The organism is Naumannella cuiyingiana (assembly GCF_013408305.1).
Classification (GTDB): domain Bacteria; phylum Actinomycetota; class Actinomycetes; order Propionibacteriales; family Propionibacteriaceae; genus Naumannella; species Naumannella cuiyingiana.
Genome location: NZ_JACBZS010000001.1, coordinates 1,393,302 through 1,419,050, shown reverse-complemented (window position 1 = coordinate 1,419,050; position 25,749 = coordinate 1,393,302). Strand labels below are relative to the sequence as shown.

Genomic DNA, 25,749 nt, shown 5'->3' with positions numbered 1-25,749 from the left:
GTGAGGCTCCGGCCCGGCTGAGGGCGACGGATGCTCACGCTATGGACCACTCGACAGCGCGCAGATTTCGGAGTAAGACTGGTCCAAAGCAACGAAGGAGGGGTCGTGAGCGAGAACGGCAGCACCGGCGGCGATCGGGTGAAGCGGGGCATGGCGGAGATGCTCAAGGGCGGCGTGATCATGGACGTGGTCACCCCCGAGCAGGCGCGGATCGCCGAGGACGCCGGCGCCGTCGCGGTGATGGCCCTGGAGCGGGTGCCCGCCGACATCCGCCGCGACGGCGGGGTGGCCCGGATGAGCGATCCCGAGATGATCGAGGAGATCAAGGCCGAGGTGTCGATCCCGGTGATGGCCAAGGCCAGGATCGGGCACTTCGTCGAGGCGCAGGTGTTGCAGGCGATCGGCGTGGACTATGTCGATGAGTCCGAGGTGCTGACGCCGGCCGACACTGCCCACCACATCGACAAGCGCGGCTTCACGGTCCCGTTCGTGTGTGGTGCGACCAATCTCGGCGAGGCCCTGCGCCGGATCGCCGAGGGCGCGGCGATGATCCGCTCCAAGGGCGAGGCCGGCACCGGGGATGTCAGCCAGGCCACCTTCCACATGCGCACCATCTCCGCCGAGATCCGGCGCCTCGCCGGCCTCGGCGAGGACGAGCTCTTCGTTGCCGCGAAGGAATTGCGCGCGCCGTTGGAGCTGGTACGCGAGACCGCGCGCCTCGGTCGCCTGCCCGTCGTGTTGTTCACCGCCGGCGGGGTGGCGACCCCCGCCGATGCGGCGATGATGATGCAGCTCGGCGCCGACGGGGTGTTCATCGGGTCGGGCATCTTCACCTCCGGCGACCCGGCCGCGCGGGCCCGCGCCTGTGTGGAGGCGACCGCGCACTACGACGATCCGGAGCGGGTGGCGAAGGTCAGTCGCGGTCTCGGCGCCGCGATGGTCGGCATCGCTACCGACAGCCTCGGCGCCGGCGAGCTGCTCGCCACCCGCGGCTGGTGAGCGCCCGGGTCGGCGTACTCGCCCTGCAGGGCGGGGTACGCGAACACCTCACGGCGCTCGCCAGCGCGGGTGCGGACGGCGTACCCGTCGCCGACGAGGCCGGGCTCGACGGCCTGGCCGGGCTCGTTCTGCCCGGTGGCGAGTCGACCACGATGGGGCGGCTGCTCGCCCGCTTCGCCCTGCTCGACCCGTTGCGCGCCGCGCTCGCCGACGGGCTGCCGGTCCTCGGCACCTGCGCCGGCCTGGTTCTGCTCGCCCGCGAGGTCACCGACGGGCTGCCCGGGCAGCCACTGCTCGGCACGCTCGACATCGCCGTGCGGCGCAACGCCTACGGGTCGCAGGTCGCGAGCTTCGAGGCCGAGCTCGATCTCGCCGGCGCGCCGTTCCCCGGCGTCTTCATCCGGGCGCCCCGGATCGAGCGGGTGGGTGACGGGGTCGAGGTGCTGGCCCGCGGTCCTGCCGGCGAGCCGGTGGCGGTACGCCAGGGCGGCGTCCTCGCCACCTCGTTCCATCCCGAGCTTTCCGGCGACGAGCGCCTGCACGCCTACTTCCTGCGGGAGGTAGCGGGCCTGCCGGCAGTCCCGGCCTGACCGCGCCGGATCACTCGCTCGCGGGCCCGGCCGGGTTCATCCACAAGACCTCCCACGTGTGGTCGTCGAGGTCGTCGAAGGAACGCCCGTACATCCAGCCGTGGTCCTGGGCCTTCCGTGGCTCGCTGGCGCCTGCGGCGACCGCGGCGTCCACCAGCCGGTCCACCTCGTCGCGCGAGTCGGCGCCGATCCCGATCAGGACCTCCTTGGCGGAGTCATCGGCCACGGGCTTGGGGTGGAACGTGCCGAAGAAGTCGCGCTGCAGCAGCATCGCCGCGCTCTGCCCGGGGGCGATGATCATGGCCAGCGCATTGTCATCGCTGTAGTTGTCGTCGAAGGCGAACCCGAGCTTTGTCCAGAAGGCGCGAGTGGCGGGGATGTCGGCTACCGGGAGATTGATGAATACCTGTCTGCTCATGGATCGATCATGGTCGGTGACCGGCCGGCATCGCTTCTCCGATATTGCTCAGTCCTCGCGGATGACGAGCCAGGGGAGCGCGACGGTGGCCGGGGTGGCGTGCGGCGGCCGGGGCAGGATGGTGACGCGGATCCGGTCGGTGAGCTGGCCCGCGCGGACCGCGATGCGCCCGGCATTGCCGAAGGCGCGGGCCGGGGGCACGAGTTGTTCGACCGGTCCGGTGGCCGGAAGGGCGGTCGCGAGCAGCCACCACGATCCCGGCGGGATGCCGAACAGCCGGAACGGGCCGGGGCCGGCGATCATCGCCCCGGCGACCGGCCGCCCCCGCGCCATCGGCCTGGCGAACAGCCCGACGTAGTAGTCCGCCCCCGGTCCGACCGCGGCGGCCGCCTCCGCCGAGATCGCCACCTCGCCGGTGAGCGTGCCGCCGGAGCGGAGCTCTCCGGGCCGGCTGAGTGGGCGTACCCGGTCCTCGGCGATCAGGTGCGGCAGGCGGCGGAACTCCGACGGGCTGGGCCCGACGCTCTCGGCGAACCGCCGGCTGAAGGTGCCGGCCGAGGAGAAGCCGACCGCCATGCAGATGTCGGTCACGGTGTCGTCGGTGGTCAGCAGCAACCGCTTGGCGTGATGGAAGCGCAGCGACGCGAGGTACTGCATCGGTGCCGAGCCGAGTGCTGCCGCGATCAGCCGGGACAGATGGAACGGGCTGTAGCCGACATGTTCGGCCAGGTCGTGCAGCGTGATCGGTTCGGTCGAATGCTCGGCGAGGAAGGTGGTGGACGCCGCCACGATGCGGGCGACGTCGCCGGCATGTGCGTCCGGGTTGATCCCGTTCCCCATCCGACCTCCTCGTCCGGAGCACCGACACTGTAGCCGCGGCCGTCCCGCTCGCCTAGGGTGAGGCCTACCTGCGGGGGCCGAGCCCAGGAGGATCGATGGCAATCTCACGTCGCACCCTGTTGACCGTTCCCGTGGCCGCCGCCGCGATGCTCGGCGCCCAGTCCGCGCCCGCGCGGGCCGCGACCGCGCAGCTGCGCGGGTTGTGGATCGCCTCGGTCGCCAATATCGACTGGCCCTCGCGGACCGGGCTGAGCGCCGCCGAGCAGCGCCGCGAGCTGCTGGGCTGGCTGGATCTGGCCAAGGCGCACAACCTGAACGCGATCGCGCTGCAGGTACGCCCGACCGCCGACTCGTTCTGGCCCGGCGCGCGCGAGCCGTGGTCGCGCTATCTGACGGGTACGCAGGGCCGCGACCCGGGCTGGGATCCGCTCGGCACCGCGGTCGCGGAGGCGCACCGCCGCGGGCTGCAGCTCCATGCCTGGTTCAACCCGTACCGGGTCGCGATGACCGACGACATCAGCACGCTCGTCTCCGGTCATCCGGCGCGGCGCAACCCGTCCTGGGTGGAACGCTACGGCGGGAAGCTGTACTACAACCCGGGTGTGCCCGAGGCGCGCCGCTTCGTGATCGACGCGATCGTCGACGCGGTCCGCCGGTACCCGATCGACGCGGTGCACTTCGACGACTACTTCTATCCCTATCCCGTCGCCGGGCAGACCTTCGACGATCGCGCGGAGTACCAGGCCTATGCCGATCACGAACTTGATCTTGCCGGTTGGCGCCGCGCCAACATCACCACGCTGATCACCGAGCTGCGTACCCGGATCCGCGCGACGCGCCCCGGCGTGCGATTGGGCATCTCGCCATTCGGGGTGTGGCGCAACCGGTCGACCGATCCGGCCGGATCGGACACCCGGGCCGGCGTGCAGACCTATGACGACCTGTACGCCGACACGCGCGGGTGGGTGCGCCGCAACCTGATCGACTACATCGCGCCGCAGGTGTACTGGTCGCGCGGGTTTGCCGCGGCGGACTATGCCAAGCTCGTGCCCTGGTGGTCGAGCGTCGTCGCCGGCACGAACGTGCGGCTCTACATCGGTCAGGCCGCCTACAAGGTCGGGGCCGACGCGGATCCGAACTGGTCCGACCCGGCCGAGTTGTCCTCGCACCTGGACTTCAATCGCGGCTTCCCGGCGGTGCGGGGCGATCTGTGGTTCTCGGCCCGGAACTGGCGGGCCGATCGGCTCGGATCGATCAAACGGGTACGCGAGGCGCACTACCGAACGGCCGTGCCGCCTGCCTGAGGCCGATCCAGCGGGGAGAGTTCGTCGGCCAGGTCGCGGATGATCACCGCCGCTCTGCGCAGCGTCTGGAGTTGATCATCATCGAGCCCGTCCAGCGCCGGATCGAGGCCGGCGGCCATGTTCTGCCGCAACGTGTCGAGGCGTTCGCGTCCGGCATCGGTCAGGCCGATCAGGCTGGATCGCCGGTCGTCGGGATCGGGCCGGCGCTCGACGACGCCCTCGGCCTCCAGCCGCTGGAACAGCTTGGTCACGGTCGGCTGGCTGGTGTTGTCGACCATGGCGAACGCGCCGACCGACATCGGCCCGAACTGGTCGAGCGTCGCCAGTGCGCGGCCGACGCCGTGCGGCTCGCCGTGCAGCCGGGCGGCCAGTCGGGTCAGCCGGGCGCACGCGATGGCGAGGTCGACGGCCAGCGGTGTGCTCACGGGAACGATGGTACGGAGCACGGCGACCGCGGCTCAGCGGAGCAGGCGCCGCCAGAGCAGCAGTCCGGCCCCCGCGGCGGCCGCCCCCGCACCGAGCGCGACCAGTCGGCGCGTCGTGCCCGGATGGTCCGGCGCCAGCGTGCCGGTCTTCTGGCCGGGCGCCCGCGGTCGATCGTGTTCTCCCGTCACCGCGATCTCCTCCCCGTCGATGATGTGCCGAGCCAGTTCGCCGGCGCCGACCCTTCAATCGTCTCAGACTTCCCTCAGTTGTCTGTGAGTTACAGCCCCAGTAGCTGTCTCCGATGGTCTGGCGGTTCCTGGAGTGCGTGCAACGCGCGGTTCAGCTTGTTCTCCTCGGATGCGAAGTGGTCAGCGACGAGGCGATGCAACACATCGAGCTTGCGGTCCGCCTCGCCGCGAGCCTGTGGTGAGACGGCGGCGCGAAGTTGATCAAGGATGGCCCGGAACTCACCAAGCAGGCCGGCCAGGCGAATGTGGTCTGCCTTCAAGGCCTCGATGGTCGGCGTGAGGGCGGGGTCTTGCTCGACGATGAGAGGGAACAGGTGATCGTCCTCGCTTTCGTGATGCGCCTGCAGTGCTTTGCAGAACCCGACGCAATGAACGAGAAGGTCACCCTGTGGGGACGGCTGCGCCGGGGTCAGGCGGCTGACCTCGGCGCGGGCATCACGAAGCTGCGTCTCGAGTTGGTGGTGGGCGGCCTGTAGTTCCAACGCCCACGCAACAGCGCGTTCCCTGGTCATGGTGTCAGTAAGAGACGGTCAGCGTCTTGTGTGCCAGGGATTCGTCCAAGGCTGCGTTGGCCAGCTCGTTAGCCAGGTCCGCGCGGCTGATCTTCTTGGGTTTCCCGAGCGGTGAGTCGACGGCACGGCGAACATCTCCTCGTGCCGGATCGTCGGTGAGTAGCGGGGGCCGGACGATCGTCCAGTCGATGTCCTTCGCCCGGGTGCGCAGTTCTTCTTCCATCACGCGCAGATCTCGATAGCTGGGCCCGAAGAAGCGCCAGAGGATGGGATGCAGGATGTGGCGAACGAAGAAGGTGTTCTCCTCTGGAGGAGACACCGGGACCGCGCTGATCACGACCAGCCGATGGACGCCCGCGGCCCGCATCTGGGCGATGATGTTACGCATTCCCCTCGAATACACGGTCGTCGGTGATCGCCCGTCACGTGGGCCAAGTGCAGAGATGACGGCATCGACGTTGTCGAGGACGCCGTCAAGGCTGGAGGGATCGAGGACATCGGCTTGCTTGACGATGACGCCCGGAGGGGCTTTGTAGCCGGTTGGGTCACGTACGATGGCAACGACGCCGAGGCCACGTTCTCGAAGGGCCGTGACGAGGAGTCGTCCGGTTCCTCCGGTGGCGCCGAAAACAGCGATGGTGTTCATCGTTCAGGGGACCTCTCGATGGTGGAGTTGGATGTGGTGTGTCGGAGTTCACCGGCGACTCGGGTGAACCACTCGGCTTCGAACCTCAGACGGGCGATGGTGTGGTCAAAGGCAACGCGCTCCATCGGGGACAGGTGCTGCTCGACGCGTGTCAGTGCCGAGGTGTGTGCGTTGCAACGATCATGGAGCGCTTTTGCTCTAGCCGTGAGGAGCGCGATCAACTCGTCTGGGTCGAGTTCGTCGGCGAGCCGTAGGGCAACGGCAACGGAATCGACCGGGCTGTTCACCGTGCGGATGCTGTCGGCAACGAGCGTGTGGAGCTCTGTGTACCCGGCGGGCGCGAGGGCATAGGTGGTCCTGGGGGGCCGTTGACCGTCGCGACCCACGGCCTCAACCTTGACGAGATTCTCCCGTTCCAGCGCAGTGAGAGCGTGATAGACGGAGCCTGGTTTGAGGTCGGACCAACTGTCTACCTGGTCCTGGACGGCTTCTTGGCGAATCGCATAGCCATGACGGGGACCTCGGCGTAGGCAGCCGAGGACGAAAAGGCGGGCGCCGGAGGACCTGGGCATGTCTTAGACAAACTTGTATAGACAACCTTGTCAACATGCTCGATTGGGCTCCGGGTGCCAGGCGTCCCCGGAGACTTGAGCGACTTCGACTCAAGGTGTATGTTGAGTCCCGCAGACTCAAGTTGCCCGGCGAGTCCCGGGCGACGAGCACACCAAGCCCCGATCGCAGGAGGAAACCAACATGGCTCGTGCAGTAGGCATCGACCTCGGCACCACCAACTCGGTGGTCGCCGTCCTGGAGGGCGGCGAGCCCACCGTCATCCCCAACGCCGAGGGTTCGCGGACCACCCCCTCGGTCGTCGCTTTCACCAAGAGCGGCGAGGTCCTCGTCGGCGAGGTCGCCAAGCGTCAGGCCGTGACCAACGTCGACCGCACCATTCGTTCCGTGAAGCGCTACATGGGCACGGACTGGACCATCGACATCGATGGCAAGACCTACCGGCCGCAGCAGATCAGCGCGTTCGTGCTGCAGAAGCTCAAGCGCGACGCCGAGGCCTACCTGGGCCAGGACGTCGACAGCGCCGTGATCACCGTGCCGGCCTACTTCGACGACGCCGCCCGCCAGGCCACCAAGGAGGCCGGTGAGATCGCGGGCCTGAAGGTCGAGCGGATCATCAACGAGCCGACCGCGGCCGCACTGGCCTACGGCCTGGACAAGTCCGACACCGAGCAGACCGTGCTGGTCTTCGACCTCGGCGGCGGCACCTTCGACGTCTCGCTGCTCGACATCTCCGACGGCGTCTTCGAGGTGAAGGCCACCAAGGGCGACAACCGCCTCGGCGGCGACGACTGGGACGAGCGGATCGTCGAGTGGCTGGTCAAGCAGTTCAAGAACAAGACCGGCATCGACCTGGCCAAGGACAAGATCGCGCTGCAGCGCCTGCAGGAGGCCGCCGAGAAGGCCAAGATCGAACTCTCCTCGACCACCGAGACGACGATCAACCTGCCCTACATCACTCTCGGCGAGGGTGGCCCGCTGCACCTGGAGGAGAAGCTCACCCGGGCGGAGTTCCAGCGGATGACCCAGGACCTGCTGGATCGCTGCAAGGGCCCGTTCAACGCGGTGATCTCCGATGCCAAGATCAGCGTCGATGACATCGACCAGGTGATCCTGGTCGGCGGCTCCACCCGGATGCCCGCGGTCACCGAGCTGGTCAAGGAGCTCACCCACAAGGACCCGCACAAGGGCGTCAACCCCGACGAGGTCGTTGCGCTCGGCGCCTCGCTGCAGGCCGGCGTGCTGCGCGGCGAGGTCAAGGACGTGCTGCTGCTCGACGTCACCCCGCTCTCCCTCGGCATCGAGACCAAGGGCGGCCTGATGACCAAGATCATCGAGCGCAACACCACGATCCCGACGCGGAAGTCCGAGACCTTCACCACCGCCGATGACAACCAGCCGTCGGTGATGATTCAGGTCTACCAGGGCGAGCGCGAGTTCGCGAAGGACAACAAGTCGCTCGGCAACTTCGAGCTGACCGGCCTGCCGCCGGCGCCGCGTGGCGTACCGCAGATCGAGGTCGCCTTCGACATCGACGCCAACGGCATCGTGCACGTCAACGCCAAGGACCTGGCCACCGGCAAGGAGCAGTCCATGACGGTGACCGGCGGGTCGGCCCTGTCGAAGGAAGAGATCGACAAGATGGTCAACCAGGCCGAGCAGTACGCCGAGGAGGACCGCAAGCGCCGCGAGGCAGTGGACCTGCGCAACGACGCCGACTCGCTCGTCTTCCGCACCGAGAAGCTGCTCGACGAGACCGGAGACAAGGTCGGCGACGACGTCAAGCAGCCCGTCCAGGACGCGCTCGGTGAGCTGAAGACCGCGCTCGAGGGCGAGGACAACGACGCCGTCCGCGCCGGGGTGGAGAAGCTGAACACCGCCGCGGCCACCCTGGGCCAGGCGATGTACGCCGCCGCCCAGGCCGAGTCGGCCCCGTCCGACGACGCGCAGTCCGGGACCGCCGGCGATGCCTCCGGCTCCGGCGCCGGCAGCTCGGATTCCTCCGATGACGACGATGTGGTCGACGCCGAGATCGTCGACGAGTCCGACGACGACAAGAAGCAGTCCTGACCGGCATCCGCTGACGCCTCGCCGGGTCGCCCAGCACGGGCGGCCCGGCGGGTCGTACCCGCAACGCAGAGGAGACAGCGTGCAATCGCAGAATTCCGATCCCGCTGACCAGGCGGGACCCTACGACCGGCCCGGCGCCCAGCAGCCCGCCGAGCCCGGCGTACCCGACAACGAGAACGCGGCGCCCGATCAGAACGCGGCGGCCGGCGCCGAGGACGCATCCGATGCCGGCGAACCGGCCGATGCCTCGGCCCAGCTTGCCCTGCAGCTCGCCGAGCGGACCGCTGATCTGCAGCGGTTGCAGGCCGAGTACGTGAACTACAAGAAGCGCGTCGATCGCGACCGCGACCTGTCCCGCCGGGCCGGCGCCGAGCGGATCCTCGCCGACCTGATGGGCGTGCTGGACAACATCCGCAGCGCCCGCGAGCACGAGCAGATGACCGACGGGTTCAAGCTGGTCGCCGGCGAGATCGAGAAGGTCGCGTCCCGGCACGGGCTGGAGGCCTTCGGCGAGAAGGGCGACCCGTTCGACCCGCGGATCCACGAGGCCCTGATGCAGACCCAGGCGAGCGGGATCACCGAGCCGACGGCTGCGGAGGTCCTCCAGGTCGGCTACAAGGTCGGCGATCGGGTGCTGCGCCCGGCCCGGGTCGCCGTCGCGCAGCCCGCGGAGGACGCGCCCGACCAGGAGGCCTGATGAGCACCAAGGACTGGCTGGAGAAGGACTACTACAAGATCCTCGGCGTCGCCAAGGACGCCAAGCCCGCCGACATCAAGAAGGCGTTCCGCAAGCTGGCCCGGGAGAACCACCCGGACCAGCATCCCGGCGACGCCGAGGCCGAGAAGCGCTTCAAGGAGGCGTCCGAGGCGCACTCGGTGCTCTCGGATCCGGAGCAGCGCCAGGAGTACGACGACGCGCGCCGGATGTTCGGCGGGGGTGGGTTCCGTTTCCCTCGCGGCGGCGGGGGAGCGCCCGGCGGCGGTACCTCCGCCGGGTTCGAGGACTTGTTCCGAAACGCCACCGGCGGCGGCGCCGCCGACTTCTCTGACCTGTTCGGCGGCTTGGCCGGCCGGTTCGGTCAGGGCCGGACCAGCCGCGGGCCCGGCCCGCGCCGCGGGACCGACATCGAGGGCGAGGTGACGATCGACTTCGTCGACGCCGTCGAGGGGACCACCGTCAGCATGCAGATGGTCTCGGAGAATGCCTGCGAGGCCTGCCACGGGACCGGCGCCCGCGCCGGCACCGTGCCGCGGGTCTGCCCGACCTGCGAGGGTGCGGGCATGGTCAGCGCGTCGGCCGGCGGCGGGTTCAGCTTCACCGAGCCGTGCCCGGACTGCCGCGGGCGCGGTCTGATCGTGGACGACCCCTGCCCGGTCTGTCACGGTTCCGGGCGCGCCAAGTCGACCAAGACGATGCACGTGCGGATCCCGGCCGGGGTCAGCGACGGGCAGAAGATCCGGCTCAAGGGCAAGGGCGGCCCGGGCGAGAACGGCGGCGCCGCCGGCGATCTCTATGTGCTGGTCAACGTGTTGCCGCACGCGGTCTTCGGGCGCAAGGGCGACAACATGACGATCACCGTGCCGGTGACCTTCGTCGAGGCCTCGCTCGGCGGCGAGATCGACGTGCCGACCCTGTCGGGCACGTCTGCGGTCAACTCGGATCGGGTACGCCTGAAGATCCCGGCGGGTACGCCGAACGGCCGGACCTTCCGGGTCCGCGGCAAGGGCGTGGCGAAGAAGGACGGCACGCGGGGCGACCTGCTGGTCACCGTCGAGGTCGCCGTCCCGTCCGCGATCACCGACGAGGCCAAGGAGGCCCTGGCGGCCTACGGACGACTCACCGACAGCGCCGATCCGCGGGCGGCGATCTTCGCCGACGCGCGCTCGGGGCGGCGGGGGTGATCCGCGATGGCGGCTGTATCCGGTCGCAATGCGGTCGAGCTGATCGATGAGGAGGCGCCGGTCTTCGTGATCTCGGTGGCCGCGCGGCTGGCCGGGATGCACCCGCAGACCCTGCGTACCTATGACCGGATGGGGCTGGTCTCCCCGCGGCGCGCCCGCGGGCGGGGCCGGCGCTATTCGCGGCGCGACATCGGCCGGCTGCGCTCGATCCAGCGGCTGTCACAGGACGAGGGCATCAATCTGCCCGGGATCGCCCGGATCCTCGCGCTGCAATCGCAGAACGACCAGCTCCGCGGCCAGCTCGCCGAGCTGGGCAAGCTGCTGCGGGAGGCCCAGGTGGCGCGCTATCCACGGCTGTTCAGCGCCGACCCCGAGGGATCGGTACGCCTGCACCCGTGACGGCGCCGCTCGCGGCCCGGGTCAGTCCCGAGCCGTGCCATGACAACGAATCCACGCATCATGCCATCGTGAACGGAATGTCGACCCCGCATTCCGCAACGGCCGAGAACGGGCGATGATGGCATGAGCATCGCAGGACCGCCCGGAGGAGAGGCCAGATGGACACAGAGAAGCTGACCACCAAGAGCCGTGACGCCGTGTCGACCGCATTGCGGCTCGCACTCACCAACGGCAACCCGAGCGCCGAGCCGGTGCACCTGCTGCACGCGCTGCTGATGGTGCCGGAGAACAATGTGGGCCCGCTGCTGGAGGCCGTCGGCGCGGACCCGAAGACCGTCGACGCGCAGGCGGAGGCGGCGATCAAGAAGCTGCCGGCCGCGTCGGGCAGCTCGGTCAGCCAGCCGCAGCTCTCCGGCGGGTTCGCCCGGGTGCTGGCCGACGCCGAGGTACGCGCGGACCAGTTCGGCGACAAGTTCGTGACCACCGAGCACCTGCTGCTCGGCCTGTCGACCATCGAGTCCGAGGCGTCGTCGATCCTGTCCCGGGCCGGGGCGGAGACCGATGCGCTGATCCAGGCCTTCGAGCAGTTGCGCGGCGACAAGCGCGTGACCAGCCCGGAGGCGGAGGGCTCGGAGTCGGCGCTGGAGGAGTACGGCGTCGACCTGACCGCGCAGGCCCGCGAGGGCAAGCTCGATCCCGTGATCGGCCGGGATTCGGAGATCCGCCGCGCGGTGCAGGTGCTGTCGCGGCGTACCAAGAACAACCCGGTGCTGATCGGCGAGCCCGGCGTGGGCAAGACCGCCGTCGTCGAGGGCCTGGCCCAGCGCATCGTCGATCTCGACGTGCCGGACTCGCTGAAGAACCGCCGACTGATCGCGCTCGACCTGACCGCGATGGTCGCCGGCGCGAAGTACCGCGGCGAGTTCGAGGAGCGGCTGAAGGCCGTGCTGAACGAGATCAAGGAGTCCGAGGGCGAGATCATCACCTTCATCGACGAGCTGCACACCGTCGTCGGCGCGGGCGCCTCGGGCGACGGGTCGATGGACGCCGGCAACATGCTCAAGCCGATGCTGGCCCGCGGCGAGCTGCGGATGATCGGCGCGACCACCCTGGACGAGTTCCGCGAGCGGATCGAGAAGGACCCCGCGCTGGAGCGGCGCTTCCAGCAGGTCTTCGTCGGCGAGCCGAGCGTGGAGGACACCATCGCCATCCTGCGCGGCCTGCGGGAGCGCTACGAGGCGCACCACAAGGTGGCGATCACCGACGCCGCCCTGGTCGCGGCGGCGTCGCTGTCCAACCGCTACATCACCGCGCGCCAGCTTCCGGACAAGGCGATCGACCTGGTCGACGAGGCGGCCTCGCGGCTGCGGATGGAGATCGACTCCTCCCCGGAGGAGATTGATCAACTTCGCCGCGACGTGGACCGGATGACGATGCAGCAGCTCGCGCTGGAGAAGGAGAACGACCCGGCGTCGAAGGAGCGGCTCGACCGGCTGAACGGCGAGCTGGCCGACGCGCAGGAGAAGCTGCGCGGGCTGGAGCAGCGCTGGGCCGCGGAGAAGGAGGGGCTGAACAAGGTCGGCGACCTGCGCAAGCGGATCGACGACCTGCGCGGCGAGGCCGAGCGCGCCCAGCGCGAGGGCGACCTGGGCAAGGCATCCGAGCTGCTCTACGGCGAGATCCCGTCGCTCCAGGCGGCCCTGGAGAAGGCCGATGCCGACGAGGCGACCCATACGCCGATGGTGTCCGAGGAGGTCGGCGCATCCGACATCGCCGAGGTCGTCTCGGCCTGGACCGGCGTACCCGTCGGCCGGATGATGGAGGGCGAGAGCGAGAAGCTGCTCAACATGGAGACCCGGCTGGCGAACCGGCTGATCGGCCAGGAGAAGGCGGTCAAGGCGGTCTCGGATGCGGTACGCCGCTCGCGCGCCGGCATCTCCGACCCGAACCGGCCGACCGGCTCCTTCCTGTTCCTCGGCCCGACCGGCGTCGGCAAGACCGAGCTGGCGAAATCGCTCGCGGAGTTCTTGTTCGACGACGAGTCCTCGATGGTCCGGATCGACATGAGCGAGTACTCCGAGAAGCACTCGGTGTCGCGGCTGGTCGGCGCGCCTCCCGGCTATGTCGGCTACGACGAGGGCGGCCAGCTCACCGAGGCGGTACGCCGCCGCCCGTATTCGGTGGTGTTGCTGGACGAGGTCGAGAAGGCCAATCCGGAGATCTTCAACATCTTGTTGCAGGTGCTCGACGACGGCCGGCTGACCGACGGGCAGGGGCGTACCGTCGACTTCCGGAACGTGATCTTGATCCTCACCTCGAACCTGGGATCGCAGTTCCTGGCCGATCCGGAGATGCCGGAGGACAAGAAGCACGAGGCGGTGATGGGCGTGGTACGCCAGTCCTTCCGCCCCGAGTTCCTGAACCGGCTGGACGAGATCGTGATGTTCGAGCCGCTGCAGGCGAGCGAGCTGGCCAAGATCGTCGACATCAGCCTGGAGCGGCTGAACAAGCGGGTCGCCGACCGCCGGATCACCGTCGAGGCCGATCACGACGCTCGCGTCTGGCTCGGCGTGAACGGCTTCGATCCGGTCTACGGCGCGCGGCCGCTGCGCCGGCTGATTCAGCGCGAGGTGGAGGACCCGCTGGCCCGCGAGGTGCTCGCCGGCAAGATCATGGAGGGCTCGACGGTCACCTTCGAGGTCGACTCCGGCACCGACACGCTGGTGATGAAGACCGACGCCCCGCACGGTGCCGATGCGGCCACGCCGGACGAGACGAAGCGCTCCGACGAGCTGGCGGGTGACCGCGGCTGACGACCCGCTCGTTCCGGACGGTGCGCGCCCCGGCGCGTTCACCGTCCGGGTCGGCGGGGCCTCGCAGTCCTATGTGGATCCCGGCGATCCGCTGCACCTGGAGTTCGAGTACATGCAGCGGATCGCCGATCTGCTCGATGCCTGGGCCGCCCCGCTGGAGCGGCTGCGGGTGATCCACGTCGGCGGCGCCGGGATGACCCTCGCCCGCTATGTCGCCGCCACCCGGCCGACGTCGCCGCAGATCGTCCTGGAGCCCGACGCGGACCTGACCGAGCGGGTACGCGCGGAGCTCCCGCTGCCCCGCGGTAGCGGCGTCAAGGTGCGCGCGATCGACGGCCGGGCGGGGGTCGCGGCGATGCGCGCGGAGTTCGCCGATGTGATCATCAACGACGCCTTCGTCGCCGGCCGGGTGCCGGCGGACCTGACCACGCGCGAGTACCTGGCCGACGCGCGGCGAGTGCTGCGCGCCGCCGGCGTGCTGTTGATCAATGTCACCGACCGGGGCCCGTTCTCCTACGCCCGGCGCGTCGCCGCCGGCGCGGCCGAGCTGTTCCCCCGGGTGGCGATCACCGCCGAGCCGCCGATCCTGAAGGGCCGGCGGTTCGGCAACCTGGTGATCATCGCCTCGGGCGCCGAGCTGCCCGTACGGGTGCTGCAGCGCAAGGGCGCGAGCGCGATGTTCCCCTACCGGGTGGTGCACGGCGCCGACGCCGAACGCTGGATCAATCGCGCAAAGCCCTTCACCGACGCCGATCCCGGGACCTCGCCCGACCTGGTCCGCGAGCTGGGACTCAGGTGACCGAGCGGTCGGAGCTCAGCCAGCCGGCGAACTCGCGCATGTAGCGGGCCTGGGAGGCGTAATCCATCGCCACCAGTTTCCACGGGTGCAGTTGGCCGGCCGCGGCGGCGGGCAACCGCGCGAAGGCGGGCTGCTGCATCAGCTTCTCCGGCGGATAGGAGTCGCGCATCGAGTAGAGCACGACATCCGACGGGTAGGTGTCGGCGTTCTCCCAGCTCACCTGGTGCCAGTAGTACTGGTCGCCGCCGATCTCGACGAAGTTCACCCCGAGGTCGGCGTAATAGGCCAGCGAGGGCTCGTCCGGCGCCTTGGCGAAGTAGAGCCCGGAATCCTCGGCATAGAGCGTGGTCACCGAGAGCCCGCTCTTCGCGGCCTCGGTCAGTTCGCGACCCGCCGCGTCGAAGTCCGCCCTGGCTGTGGTGATCAACTCGCTGTCCGGATCGGCTCCGAGCGCGACCGCGAGCTGCTCGGTGGCGGTGATCACCTCGGGTGCGCTGCCGGTCTGCTTGATCGCGATCACCGGCGCGAGCTGGCGTACCTGGTCCAACTGTGCGGTGTCGTTGAAGTAGTAGAGATTGTCCGGATCGTTCTGTGCGTACGCCAGCGTGATCACCAGCTCGATGCCGGCCGCGGCCATCGCCTCGATGTTGAGCTGCCCGTAGGTCGTGCCGACGATCTCGATCCCGCCGATGTCGACGCCCTCGAAGCTCGGGTCCTGGGCCGGGTCGACGAAGTGGAAGATCTGGGTCGGCCGAATGCCGAAGTTGATCAGAGCGACTGCGGCATCGCCGTAGGCGGCGATCCGGGTCGGCCGGCTCGGCAGTTCGATCTGCTGTCCCACGCCGTCCGTCCAGCGCCACGGGCCCTCGGTCGCCGGGCCGGCGGGCGTCGCCGGCGTCGGTCCGCCGCCGCAGGCCGCGAGCAGGCCCGCCGCCGCGGCGGTGGCCAGGCCCGTGCCCAGCAGTCGCCGGCGCGACAGCGTACCGATCGGATGAGTGGGCATGAAGGACCGCATGAAGCTCCTACCAGGTTGACGAAACGGGATTGAACGAAAGGTCGACGGGATCAGAGGGTGGCGTACGCGGTTACCGGTTCCCGGACGGGAGCGCCGGTCGCGTCATGGATCGACGTCTTGGGCACCACCACCGGCAGCCCGTCGCGGCCGACGGCGATCACCTCGGCATCCAGCCCGAACACCCGGCGCAGCATCTCGGCGTCGAATACCTCGGCGGGTGTGCCCTGGGCGACGATCGCGCCGTCGGCCATGATCACGATCCGGTGGGCATAGCGCACCGCCAGGTTCAGGTCGTGCAACACCATCGCGACGGTACGCCCGCGCTCGGCATTCAGCCGGCAGACCAGCTCCAACACGTCGACCTGATGGGCAAGATCAAGATAGGTGGTCGGCTCGTCCAGCAGTACCAGATCGGTCTCCTGGGCGAGCGTCATCGCCAGCCAGGCGCGCTGCCGCTGGCCACCGGACAGTTGATCCAGTGCCCGATCACGCAGCTCGCCCATGTCGGTCATCGCCAGTGCCGCCTCGACCGCGGCCTCGTCCTCGCGCGACCACTGGCTGAACCAGCGCTGGTGCGGATGCCGGCCGCGGCCGACCAGGTCGCGGACCAGCAGCCCCTCGGGCGCGATCGGCGACTGCGGCAGGATCGACATCAGCTGCGACACGGCACGCGGGGCATAGGACTCGATCGGCCGATCATCGAGCAGCACCCGACCGGCGGCCGGTTTCAGGATCCGGGCCAGGGTCCGCAGCAGGGTCGACTTGCCGCACCCGTTCGGACCGATGATTGCGGTGATCATGCCGTCACCGATCTCGATGTCGAGACCGTTGATCACCGGTTGCTGGCCGTAGCCGACGACCAGGCCCTCGGCGCGCAGACGTGAGCTCATGCGGAGATCCTCCGATTCGAACGCAACAACAACCACAACAGATAGGGGGCGCCGAGGACGGCGGTGATCATGCCGGCCGGCAGGCCGAGCGGGATCACCACGCGGCTGATCAGGTCGGCACCGAGCACCAGTGCCGCACCGAAGGTCATCGCCGCGAGCATTGGCGGCCGTGATCCTCCGGTCAGCCGCAGGGCGATCTGCGGCACGACGAACGCGACGAAGTTCAACGGTCCCACCGCCGATACGGCGACCGCGGCCAGCCCGACCGCGCAGACGAGCATCAGCAATTGCGTCGTCTGCAGCCGCACCCCGAGCCCGCGGGCGGAGTCGTCGCCGAGCTGCATCGCATTCAGCGAGCGGATCAGGATCAGCGAGGCGGGCACGAACACCAGCAACGACGCGGCCACCGGCAGCGCCTGCTCCCAGCCGCGCCCATTCAGGGAGCCGTTCAACCAGATCGCGGCGCTGGCCGCATCCTCGATCTGGGCGGTCGCCAACAACCACGACACGATGGCCGTCATGAAGGCGCCGATGCCGATGCCGATCAGCACCAGCCGGCCACCGTCGACGCCGCCGCGCCAGGCCAGGACGTAGAGCAGCGCCGCGGTGCCGATACCGCCGACGAAGGCGGCAACCGGTACGCCGACGGTCTGCAACAGGCCCGAGACGATGCCGCCGCCGTAGCCCGCGGTACCGGCGAGGATGATCACGCTTACCGCGCCCGCCGAGGCCCCGTTGGTGATCCCGAGGATGTCGGGGCTGGCCAGCGGATTGCGGGCGAAGGTCTGGGTCAGCGCGCCCGACAGCCCCAGCGCGGCGCCGACCAGCACCGCGACGCTGGCCTGCGGCAGCCGCAGGCCGTTGATGATGAAGCTCTGCGCCGGCGTACCACCGCCGAGGAGCGTGATCACCACATCGGTCGGTGCGATCGGATAGTCGCCCAGGCCGAGATCCAGCACGAACAAGATCGCGGCAACGATCAGGCCACCGAGCGCGACCATCCCGGCGCGAATGGGCACCTGCCACGACATCGGTCCGAGTCGCAGCGAGACGGGCTGGCTGCCGGGGCGTCGGGCATCCGGCCGCGCGAGCGTACCGGTGCTCACAGTTTCACCAACCGGGCGCGCCGGACCAGCAGCACGAAGACCGGCCCGCCGATCAGGGCCATCACGATGCCGACCTGTAGCTCGGCGGGCCGGACCATCAGCCGGCCGAGGATGTCGCCGGCCGTGACCAGGATGGCGCCGAGCAGGGTCGAGTAGACGAGGATCCAGCGATAGTCGACGCCGGCCAGGAAGCGCGCGAGGTGGGGGACGACCAGCCCGACGAAGGAGATCGGGCCGCAGGCCGCGGTGGTCGCGCCGACCAGCAGCATCACCGCGGCGATGCCGATCACCTTGGCCCGCGTGGGCCGGATGCCGAGCGAGCGGGCGACGTCGTCGCCGAGTTGCAGCAGGTTCAGGCTTCGCGAGCTGATCGCGGCGAGCACCGCGCCCGCGACCAGGAACGGCGCCACCTGCGCGACCACGTCGAGGCCGCGGTTGGCGACCGAGCCGACCTGCCAGAACCGCCACTGGTTCAGGGTCGCCCGGTCGGTCAGCACGACGGCCTGGGTGCAGGCGATCAACAACGCGGAGACGGCCGCGCCGGCGAGGACCAGCGAGACCGGGTTCGGGCCCCCGCGGCTCGAACCGATGGCGAACACCGCGGCAGCGGCCAGGCCCGCGCCGGCCAGGGCGAACCAGGCGTACCCGGCCAGCGAGGTGACGCCGAACGCGAACACGCCGATCACGACCGCGAAGGCCGCACCGGCGTTCACGCCCAGCAGGCCGGGGTCGGCCAGCGGATTGCGGGTGTGGCCCTGCATCAGTGCGCCCGCCAGACCGAGGGCCGCGCCCGCGAGCAGGCCGAGCGCGGTACGCGGGACCCGCAGCCCGTTGACGATCGTCGAGATGTCCGAGCCGTCCGGGTACAGCAATGCCCCGAGCACCTCGCCGATCGGGATGTCGCGGCTGCCGATGGCGAGGCTGGCGAGTGCGGCGCCGACCGCGAGCACGACCAGCAGCGTCAGCCCGAGCACCGACCCGCGCCGCGGCGGGGCCTCCGTGCTCGGCGGTACGCGCTGGGTGGTGGTCACTGCGCTCCTCGGGATCGTCGCTCCGGCGGCGCCGGCTGCATGGTGAGGCTAACCTAATAGGCTGCCGCGACTCAATCCGGAGTCATCGTGCCGCGCCGTTACCGACCACTCGCCCGGGTTGTGGCGGGGTTCGGACCAGGACGGCAGCCACAACCCCAACCAGTGGTCGCCAACGGCGCGGAAGCGTGCCCGGCGGTCGCCACTTGCCGGGCGAGTGGTCGCTTTCGGCGGCGGACGACGTGCAAGCGACTCCGCGTGAGGGACCGCGCTCAGGACCGGGTCATCATCCACAGGCGCACCTCGCGGGCGCTGACGATGTGTGCCTCGGCGAGGGTCTTCGCCCGGTCGGTGTCACCGGCGTCGATCGCCTCCAGCAGCCGCTCGTGCTCGTCCAGCACGGCGACCCAGCGCTCCGGGACCTCGAGCGTGGTCGTCGGATACCGGACCAGGTGCACGTTCAGCCGGTGCAGCAGGTCGATCAGCGTGGGGTTGTGGCTCGCCGCCCAGATCGCCTCGTGGAACACCCGGTTCAGCCGGGCGCGCTCGCGCGGATCGCCGGTCGCGGCGCGCATGTCGTCGGCCGCGACCCGCAGCCGCGCCCGATCCAGTTCGGTCGAGCGCTCCGCGGCGCCCCGCGCTGCCGCGCCCTCCAGCGTGATCCGCACCTCGTAGATGTCGAGGATCTCCTCGGGGCTGGTCGCGCGTACCCGAAAGCTCCGCCCGGCCCGCTCGACCAGCATCTCGGCCTCCAGTCGGTGCAACGCCTCGCGCACGGGAGTGCGGGAGGTGCCGAACTGGGCGGCCAGCGCGTTCTCCGAGAGCGACCGTCCCGGCGCGAGCCCGCCGGCCAGGATCGCCTCGCGGATGTCCTCATACACCGTCGTCGCCATCGGTCCCTCCCGCCCGGACTCTAGTGCGCCGGCGCGGCGGCGGGCCTCAGGCGATCCGGCCCGCGCGCCGCCCGAACACCATCCCCGCCGCCAGGCCCGACCCGCCGGGGTAGTTCACGCTGAACAGCCCGCCGAGCGCCTCGCCGCAGGCGTACAGCCCCGGGATCGGTACGCCCGACTCGTCCAGCACGCGGCCGTCCAGGTCGCCGCGCAGGCCGCCGAAGGTGAACGTGATCCCGCAGGTCACCGGGTAGGCGTAGAACGGGCCGGTCTCGATCGGCGCGGCCCAGTTGCTCTTCGGCGGGCGCACCGCCGCGGACCGGCCGTCCTTGATCGTCGGGTCGAACGGCACCGAGCGGTCGATCGAGGCGTTGAACTCGCCCACCGTCCGCGCCAGCGCCTCGGCCGGTACGCCGATCCGCCCGGCCAGCTCCTCGATCGTGTCGGCGACCACCTCGGTCACCCCGGGCATCTCGTACTCCTCCGCCCGCAGCATCGGGCGCAGCGTCGCGTCGAAGATCTGGTACGCCACGGAGCCCGGCTGGGCAAGGATCTCCCGGCCGTACTTGGCGTAGGTGTAGTTGCGGAAGTCCGCGCCCTCGTCGAGGAACCGCAGGCCGTCGCGGTTGACCAGGATGCCGAACGGGTAGCTCTGCCGGGTGAGCCGGTTGGTCAGCTCGCGGTTGGACGCGTTCTCGGGGTGGCCGGCGTCCCACTGCACGCTGTGGCAGGTCGACCAGTCGCCGCCGCGTGCGGCGCCGAGGTCGAGGGCGGCGGCGATCAGGTCGCCGGTGTTGTTCGGCGTACCGCGCACCACGGCGTGCGACCAGCCCGGGCCCAGGTAGCGCTCGCGCCACTGCGGGTTCGCCTCGAAGCCGCCGGCGGCGATGATCACCGACTCGGCCCGCGCGGTCAGCTCGGCCCCGTCCGCGGTGCCGCGTACGCCGACCACCCGGCCGGCGGTGACGATCAGGTCGGTGACGTGTACGCCGTAGCGCACGTCGATGCCGAGGCGCCGCGCGACGGCCGTGTGGTCGGCGATCAGGCCCTCCCCGCCGCCGACATTGCCCACATGCAGGCCGCCCCAGAACAGGTAGCTCCCGTCGGGGCGCTGGAAGGCCTGCCGCTCATACATCAGCCGGTACTTCACGCCGAGTCCGTGCAGCCAGCGGACGGCATCCAGCGCGTCGGCGACCAGCACGGCCGCCAGCTCGGGGTCGCCGCGCCCCTCGGTCACCTTGGCCAGGTCGGCGGCGTACTCCTCGCGGCTGTAGGGCGGCACCTCGCTGACGGCGTGCCGCTCGTCGGGCTCGACCAGGTCGCGCAGATCGGTCATGCCGTCGTGCGGGATCCGGGTGGCGCCGGCGGTGTAGAAGCTGTTGCCGCCGGACTCCTCGCGCGTACCGCGCTCCAGCAACAGCACCCGGCGGCCGCGTTCGGCGGCGGCGTGGGCGGCGGAGAAGCCGGCGTTCCCGCCGCCGACCACGATCACGTCCGCCTCGATCGCGTCCGCCTCGATCGGCTCGGCCCGATCCGCGACGGCACGATCCTCGGTGGTCGGTTGCGCGGCGGTCTCGACCTGCTGGCTCATGCGGTTCCTTCGTTCACGGGTGGGGGGGTTCACGGGTGGGGGGTGGGGGGTCAGCGAGAACACGGCGTCGTCGGTGCCGGGCACGGCCGGGTGCCGGTCGGGCACCCGCGGGTCGTGCCCGGGCACGATCACGCCGTCGTCTCCGGCGAGCTCGCGCAGCCGGTCGAAGGCGAGATACATCCGCGGCAGCTCGTGCACGACGCCGTAGGGGTGGTCCTCGTCGAGATTGGCGTAGAAGTGGCTGGCGTCGCTGGCCAGCACGACCGGCCCGGCGTCGGTCGCGACGCGCACGACCTGGGTACCGGCGGTGTGTCCGCCGACCAGGTGCAGCGAGACCCGGTCGTCGAGCCGGGCGTCGCCCGCGTGGACGCGGACCCGGCCGGCGGCCTCCAGCTCGCCGAGCCGGGCCAGGTCGCCGGGGTGCAGCAGGTGTGCGTACGCCCCGCGCCGCGCCATCGGCCCGCGCCAGAAGTCGAGCTCGTCGCGCTGCACATGCAGGGTGGCCGCCGGGTAGGCGTCGAGGTGGCCGGTGTGGTCGTAGTGCAGGTGGCTGAGCACCACATCGCTCACCTGTTCGGGGCCGAGGCCGAGGCGGCCGAGCAGTTCGACCGGGCTGGCCACATAGGGCCGGTCGCCGCGCCTGGCCGCCTCGGCGGCGGTGAAGCCGGTGTCCACCACGATCGCCCGGTCGCCACGCACGATCGCCCACGTGTAGTAGTCGATCGGCCACGGCCCCATGCAGTCGGCGGGGTGGCCGTAGAAGTGCTCGCCGCGCACCGAGGCGGTACGCCACGCGTAGCGCAGGGCATACACGCCGTCGCCGGCCGGCGCGCTCACGGCTGCTCGCCGAAGGTCAGCGACTGGCCGGTCCAGTCCTGCCACAGCGTGGCGATGGCGGCGTAGTCGTCGCGGCCGAGCCCGGCGGCGGCCGCCAGGTCGTAGACCGACTGCGCGGCCTGGGTCGCGAAGAGCGGTACGCCGCTGCGCTGCGCCATCGCCAGCGCGAGCGTCGAGTCCTTGCGGGCCGCGTCCAGCGACATCCCGCCGGCGTAATTGCCACCGGCGACGCGCTCCATCATCCGGTGGGTGAGCGGGCGGAGCAGCCCGGCGTCGGGCTGGCTGAGCATGGCCGCGATGTCGGTCAGGCGTACCCCCTGGGCGCGGGCCATCGCGAACGCCTCGACCAGCACCACCATCACGGCGTGCGCGACGCCGTTGTTGACCACCTTGGCCGCCATCGCCGAGCCCAGCGCGCCCAGCTCGCGTATCCCGCCCCCGCCGAGCGCCGCGAGCAGGTCGCGCACCTGCGCCAGGTCGGCCTCCTCGCCGCCGATCAGCAGCGTCGCCGTGCCGCCGCTCATCTGGCCGACGCCGGACAGCACGGCCGCCTCGACCAGCCGCACCTCGTGCGCGGCCAGCGCGGCGGCCATCTCGCGCACGTCGTCCGGCAGCACCGTGCTGGTTTCGATCACGATCGTCCCGGGCGCCAGTTGCGGGCCGAGCTCGGCCAGCACGGCGTGCGAGATCGCCGGGTTGGGCAGCGACAACACGATCCGCCCGCAGCCGGCCAGGTCGGCCAGCCGATCGGTGGCTTGCAGCCGGTCGATCCCACCGGCCAGCTCGCGCCGGTCGGCGGCGATGTCGAACGCGACGACATCGAAGGCGGTGCCGAGCCGTTCGGCGATCGGCAGGCCCATCTGGCCGAGCCCGACCAGGCCGACCGCGGAGTTGCCATCCATGATCATCTTCTCCTCGCTCATGCCTTGATCGCGAAGGGGTCGCGTACCTCGTCGGACAGATCGATCAAGACGTTCTTGGTACGCAGGTAGCCCTCGATCGCCTCGATCCCGCGCTCGCGGCCGTGGCCGGAGCGGCGTACCCCCCCGAACGGCGCCTGCGCCGCCGAGTAGCGATAGGTGTTCACCCACACCGTGCCGGCGATCAGCTCGCGGGCGACGCGGTGGGCGCGGGCGAGGTTCTCGGTCCACACGCCCGAGGCCAGCCCGAACTCGGTGCCGTTGGCGATGGTGATCGCCTCCTCCTCGGTCGCGAACCGGGTGATCGCGAGCACCGGCCCGAAGACCTCCTGCTGCGCGAGCGGCGAGGCCGGGTCGACATCGGCGAACACGGTGGGCTCGACATACGAGCCGGCGGCCAGCGCCGGATCGTCCGGCGCGCCGCCGCCGGCCAGCAGGCGGGCCGAGCCGCGCGCCGCGTCGATGTGGCCGAGGATGCGGTCGCGCTGCGCGGTGGAGACGACCGGGCCGAGCTGCGTGGCGTCGGCGAACGGATCGCCCAACACGATCGCGCGAGCGCGTTCGGCCAGCCGCCGCTCGACCTCGTCGGCGACCCCCTCGTGCACCAGCAGCCGCGATCCGGCGATGCAGGCCTGCCCGCCGGCGGCGAAGATCCCCGCGACCGCACCCGGCACCGCGCGATCCAGGTCGGCGTCGTCGAAGATCACGTTGGCGCTCTTGCCGCCGAGCTCGAGGGTGACCGGGACCAGCGTCTGCGCCGCCGCGCGGGCGATCGCCTGCCCGGTCGGAACGGAGCCGGTGAAGCTGATCGTGCCGAGCCGCGGGTCGGTGGTCAACGCCTCCCCGGCGGTCACGCCGCCGGTGACGATGTTCACCACGCCGTCGGGGAAGCCGGCCTCGGCGAGCAGGTCCGGCATCGCCAGGGTGGTCATCGGCGCGATCTCGCTCGGCTTGACCACCACGGTGCATCCGGCGGCGAGCGCCGGGGCGAGCTTGTTTGCCAGCAACTGCATCGGCGAGTTCCAGGCCGTGATCAGGGCGGCCACCCCGACCGGCTCGCGGCGGGTGTAGTCGAAGGTCTCCCAGGCGTCCAGCGGCACGGTGCGACCGTCGATCTTGTCGGCCAGGCCGGCGAAGAACCGGTAGTTGCGCGCCGCGAATGCCGCTTGGGCGCGCGTCTCGCGCAGCAGCTTGCCGTTGTCGCGCGATTCCAGCCGCGCCAGGCGGTCGGCATCGCGCTCGATCAGGTCCGCGAGCCGGTGCATCAGCCGCGCGCGCTCGCCGCCGCTGACCCGGCGCCAGTCGGCGAACGCGTCCTCCGCCGCGCCGATCGCCGCGCCGACCTGCTCCGGGCCGGCGTCGGCGATCTCTCCGAGCACGGCGCCGTCGATCGGGCTGTGCACCGCCATCGTGGCGGCGGGGTCGAGCGCAGGGCGCTCGCCCCCGATCAGCATCCGGGTGTCCGGAACGTCTCGTTGCGGGTCAGGCACGTGGTTCTCCTTCGGTTGTCTGCGGCGGCTGCTCTCCCATCCAACGCCGCCCGGGTTGCGTCGCCACCCAGACCGCGATGAAGGTCAGCACGGACACCAAGATCATGTACGGCGGGATGGTCACCACGGCGCCGAGGCCGGTGGCGAGCAGCGCGGTCAGGATCAGCGGGGCGAACCCGCCGCCGAAGATCGCGCCGATCTGGTAGCCGAGCGATGCTCCGCTGTAGCGGACGCGGGCGGGGAACAGCTCGGCGAACAGGGTGGCCATCGGCCCGTACATGAACGGGTGGATCAGGGCGAGCCCGACGAACGTCGTGATCGCGAAGGTGGCGACGGAGGGGAACGCCTGGTTGATCAGGAAGAACGGATAGGCGTACAGCGCGAAGAGCACGGTCCCGGTCAGGAACACCCGGCGCCGCCCGATCCGGTCCGACAGCGCGGCGCACAGCGGGATGGTGAACAGCTCCGCGAATCCGGCGACCGCGACGATGGTGAGCACGGTCCCGCGGGCCATCCCGAGCGTGGTGGTGGCGTAGGTGAGGATGAACGTCGCGAACATGTAGAAGTTGACGAACGGCGCGAGGCACATCACGGCGGCCAGCACGATGTTCAACGGGTGCTGGCGAAGTGCCTCCAGGGCCGGCATCGCTGCCCGTTCGCCGGAGGCCTCCACCCGCTCGAACTCCGGGCTCTCGATCACGCGGAGCCGGATGAACAGGCCGACCCCGACCAGCAACGCGCTGAACAGGAACGGGATCCGCCAGCCCCAGGCGAGGAAATCCTCGGGCGGCAGCAGGGTGGTCAGGCCGAACACGACGGTGGACAGCACCAGCCCGGCCGGCGAGCCGGCCTGGGTCCAGCTTCCGGCGAGTCCGCGGTGCTTCTCGTCGGTCGACTCGACCGACATCAGCACGGCCCCGCCCCACTCCCCGCCGACCGCGAAGCCCTGCAGCAGGCGGAGCAGGAGCAGCAGCAGCGGCGCGGCCACGCCGATCTGGGCGTAGGTGGGCAACAGGCCGATCAGGAAGGTCGCCGCGCCCATCCCGACCAGGCTCCAGACCAGCATCGACTTGCGGCCGATCCGGTCGCCGAAGTGCCCGAACACGATCCCGCCGATCGGGCGGGCGAGGAAGCCCGCGGCGAATGTGCCGAACGACACCAGGGTGCCGACCAGCGGGTCGAAGGACGGGAAGAACAAGACGTTGAACACCAGCGCCGACGCCGTGCCGTAGAGATAGAAGTCGTACCACTCGATCGCCGTGCCGACGAACGAGGCGGTGATGACCCTGCGGGTCATCGCCGGGTCTCGCACCTCATTGTGCTGAGCCATCGCGGCTCCTTCCGTGGAGCGTGCGGGCCCCTCCGCACGCGTTGCATCCGATTGTATACAAATGCATTCCGAATGGTCGACCGGCTGACGGCCCCCGCATCCGCGCGGGCTCG

The 25,749-nt window shown here is 70.5% G+C and carries 25 protein-coding genes and 1 pseudogene; 9 read left to right on the top strand and 17 right to left on the bottom strand.

What is annotated here, in order from left to right:
- Positions 1-105 precede the first annotated feature (105 nt).
- Positions 106-999, top strand: a complete 894-nt coding sequence (gene pdxS / locus GGQ54_RS06610; protein WP_343045880.1) for a pyridoxal 5'-phosphate synthase lyase subunit PdxS — start codon at positions 106-108, stop codon at positions 997-999.
- Positions 996-1,589 (top strand): pyridoxal 5'-phosphate synthase glutaminase subunit PdxT, encoded by a 594-nt coding sequence (gene pdxT, locus GGQ54_RS06605; protein ID WP_343045879.1) that lies wholly within the window; start codon positions 996-998, stop codon positions 1,587-1,589. Before pdxS ends, pdxT begins: the two co-directional genes overlap by 4 nt.
- Positions 1,590-1,599: 10 nt before the next feature.
- On the opposite strand, the gene GGQ54_RS06600 is transcribed toward pdxT, so the two are convergent.
- Positions 1,600-2,007 carry a VOC family protein gene (locus tag GGQ54_RS06600; protein WP_179444665.1) on the bottom strand — a complete coding sequence of 136 codons (408 nt, stop codon included), beginning with the start codon at positions 2,005-2,007 and terminating at the stop codon, positions 1,600-1,602.
- A gap of 48 nt (positions 2,008-2,055) precedes the next feature.
- Complete coding sequence (locus tag GGQ54_RS06595; protein ID WP_179444664.1) at positions 2,056-2,847, bottom strand: helix-turn-helix transcriptional regulator; 792 nt, start codon at positions 2,845-2,847, stop codon at positions 2,056-2,058.
- A 95-nt stretch (positions 2,848-2,942) separates the two neighbouring features.
- Between GGQ54_RS06595 and GGQ54_RS06590 the strand changes: the two genes are divergently transcribed.
- Positions 2,943-4,151: a glycoside hydrolase family 10-like protein gene (locus tag GGQ54_RS06590; RefSeq protein ID WP_179444663.1), complete on the top strand. Its 1,209-nt coding sequence runs from the start codon at positions 2,943-2,945 to the stop codon at positions 4,149-4,151.
- Here the strand turns inward: GGQ54_RS06590 and GGQ54_RS17315 are convergent.
- The 6 genes and pseudogenes from GGQ54_RS17315 to GGQ54_RS17745 all read right to left on the bottom strand — a co-directional run.
- On the bottom strand, positions 4,124-4,576 hold the full coding sequence (locus GGQ54_RS17315; protein ID WP_343045878.1) for a MarR family winged helix-turn-helix transcriptional regulator: 453 nt from the start codon (positions 4,574-4,576) through the stop codon (positions 4,124-4,126). The two genes, GGQ54_RS06590 and GGQ54_RS17315, sit on opposite strands and share 28 nt — an antisense overlap.
- 33 nt (positions 4,577-4,609) lie before the next feature.
- The gene (locus GGQ54_RS06580; RefSeq protein ID WP_179444662.1) at positions 4,610-4,765 is read right to left on the bottom strand and encodes a hypothetical protein; all 156 of its coding nucleotides are present in this window, start codon (positions 4,763-4,765) and stop codon (positions 4,610-4,612) included.
- Between the two features lie 89 nt (positions 4,766-4,854).
- Entirely contained in the window at positions 4,855-5,337 is a 483-nt protein-coding gene (locus tag GGQ54_RS06575; protein WP_179444661.1) for a hemerythrin domain-containing protein, read from the bottom strand.
- 4 nt (positions 5,338-5,341) lie between these two features.
- Positions 5,342-5,983, bottom strand: a complete 642-nt coding sequence (locus tag GGQ54_RS06570; protein ID WP_179444660.1) for an NAD(P)-dependent oxidoreductase — start codon at positions 5,981-5,983, stop codon at positions 5,342-5,344.
- Positions 5,980-6,270: a hypothetical protein gene (locus GGQ54_RS16930; protein ID WP_246292566.1), complete on the bottom strand. Its 291-nt coding sequence runs from the start codon at positions 6,268-6,270 to the stop codon at positions 5,980-5,982. The genes GGQ54_RS06570 and GGQ54_RS16930 overlap by 4 nt, the downstream gene beginning before the upstream one ends.
- A 39-nt stretch (positions 6,271-6,309) precedes the next feature.
- Positions 6,310-6,555: pseudogene (locus tag GGQ54_RS17745) on the bottom strand (PadR family transcriptional regulator); the annotation flags it as partial.
- 181 nt (positions 6,556-6,736) lie between these two features.
- Here GGQ54_RS17745 and dnaK point away from each other — a divergent pair.
- The 6 genes from dnaK (at position 6,737) to GGQ54_RS06535 (ending at position 14,536) form a co-directional block, all read left to right on the top strand.
- Positions 6,737-8,623: a molecular chaperone DnaK gene (gene dnaK / locus GGQ54_RS06560; RefSeq protein ID WP_179444658.1), complete on the top strand. Its 1,887-nt coding sequence runs from the start codon at positions 6,737-6,739 to the stop codon at positions 8,621-8,623.
- A 79-nt stretch (positions 8,624-8,702) separates the two neighbouring features.
- Positions 8,703-9,320, top strand: coding sequence for a nucleotide exchange factor GrpE (gene grpE, locus GGQ54_RS17310; protein ID WP_343045877.1), 618 nt, complete (start codon positions 8,703-8,705; stop codon positions 9,318-9,320).
- Entirely contained in the window at positions 9,320-10,525 is a 1,206-nt protein-coding gene (dnaJ, locus tag GGQ54_RS06550; RefSeq protein ID WP_179444657.1) for a molecular chaperone DnaJ, read from the top strand. The genes grpE and dnaJ overlap by 1 nt, the downstream gene beginning before the upstream one ends.
- 6 nt (positions 10,526-10,531) lie before the next feature.
- On the top strand, positions 10,532-10,924 hold the full coding sequence (locus tag GGQ54_RS06545) for a heat shock protein transcriptional repressor HspR (RefSeq protein ID WP_179444656.1): 393 nt from the start codon (positions 10,532-10,534) through the stop codon (positions 10,922-10,924).
- Positions 10,925-11,082: 158 nt separating this feature from the next.
- The gene (gene clpB, locus GGQ54_RS06540) at positions 11,083-13,737 is read left to right on the top strand and encodes an ATP-dependent chaperone ClpB (protein WP_179444655.1); all 2,655 of its coding nucleotides are present in this window, start codon (positions 11,083-11,085) and stop codon (positions 13,735-13,737) included.
- Positions 13,724-14,536, top strand: a complete 813-nt coding sequence (locus GGQ54_RS06535) for a spermidine synthase (RefSeq protein ID WP_343045876.1) — start codon at positions 13,724-13,726, stop codon at positions 14,534-14,536. The genes clpB and GGQ54_RS06535 overlap by 14 nt, the downstream gene beginning before the upstream one ends.
- On the opposite strand, the gene GGQ54_RS06530 is transcribed toward GGQ54_RS06535, so the two are convergent.
- The 9 genes from GGQ54_RS06530 to GGQ54_RS06490 all read right to left on the bottom strand — a co-directional run bounded on the left by GGQ54_RS06530 (position 14,529) and on the right by GGQ54_RS06490 (position 25,636).
- On the bottom strand, positions 14,529-15,539 hold the full coding sequence (locus tag GGQ54_RS06530) for an ABC transporter substrate-binding protein (protein WP_179444653.1): 1,011 nt from the start codon (positions 15,537-15,539) through the stop codon (positions 14,529-14,531). The genes GGQ54_RS06535 and GGQ54_RS06530 overlap by 8 nt on opposite strands.
- Positions 15,540-15,601: 62 nt before the next feature.
- A complete protein-coding gene (locus GGQ54_RS06525) occupies positions 15,602-16,441 on the bottom strand; it encodes an ABC transporter ATP-binding protein (RefSeq protein ID WP_179444652.1) in 840 nt (279 codons plus the stop codon).
- Positions 16,438-17,547: an iron chelate uptake ABC transporter family permease subunit gene (locus GGQ54_RS06520; protein WP_218843737.1), complete on the bottom strand. Its 1,110-nt coding sequence runs from the start codon at positions 17,545-17,547 to the stop codon at positions 16,438-16,440. Before GGQ54_RS06520 ends, GGQ54_RS06525 begins: the two co-directional genes overlap by 4 nt.
- Entirely contained in the window at positions 17,544-18,578 is a 1,035-nt protein-coding gene (locus GGQ54_RS06515) for an iron chelate uptake ABC transporter family permease subunit (RefSeq protein WP_179444651.1), read from the bottom strand. Before GGQ54_RS06515 ends, GGQ54_RS06520 begins: the two co-directional genes overlap by 4 nt.
- A 269-nt stretch (positions 18,579-18,847) precedes the next feature.
- Positions 18,848-19,468 (bottom strand): GntR family transcriptional regulator, encoded by a 621-nt coding sequence (locus GGQ54_RS06510; RefSeq protein WP_179444650.1) that lies wholly within the window; start codon positions 19,466-19,468, stop codon positions 18,848-18,850.
- A 46-nt stretch (positions 19,469-19,514) separates the two neighbouring features.
- Positions 19,515-21,896 carry an FAD-dependent tricarballylate dehydrogenase TcuA gene (tcuA, locus tag GGQ54_RS06505; protein ID WP_179444649.1) on the bottom strand — a complete coding sequence of 794 codons (2,382 nt, stop codon included), beginning with the start codon at positions 21,894-21,896 and terminating at the stop codon, positions 19,515-19,517.
- Positions 21,893-22,819 carry an NAD(P)-dependent oxidoreductase gene (locus GGQ54_RS06500; protein WP_218843735.1) on the bottom strand — a complete coding sequence of 309 codons (927 nt, stop codon included), beginning with the start codon at positions 22,817-22,819 and terminating at the stop codon, positions 21,893-21,895. Before GGQ54_RS06500 ends, tcuA begins: the two co-directional genes overlap by 4 nt.
- Positions 22,816-24,306: an aldehyde dehydrogenase gene (locus tag GGQ54_RS06495; RefSeq protein WP_218843734.1), complete on the bottom strand. Its 1,491-nt coding sequence runs from the start codon at positions 24,304-24,306 to the stop codon at positions 22,816-22,818. The genes GGQ54_RS06500 and GGQ54_RS06495 overlap by 4 nt, the downstream gene beginning before the upstream one ends.
- Positions 24,299-25,636 carry an MFS transporter gene (locus GGQ54_RS06490; protein WP_179444648.1) on the bottom strand — a complete coding sequence of 446 codons (1,338 nt, stop codon included), beginning with the start codon at positions 25,634-25,636 and terminating at the stop codon, positions 24,299-24,301. The genes GGQ54_RS06495 and GGQ54_RS06490 overlap by 8 nt, the downstream gene beginning before the upstream one ends.
- Positions 25,637-25,749 lie beyond the last annotated feature (113 nt).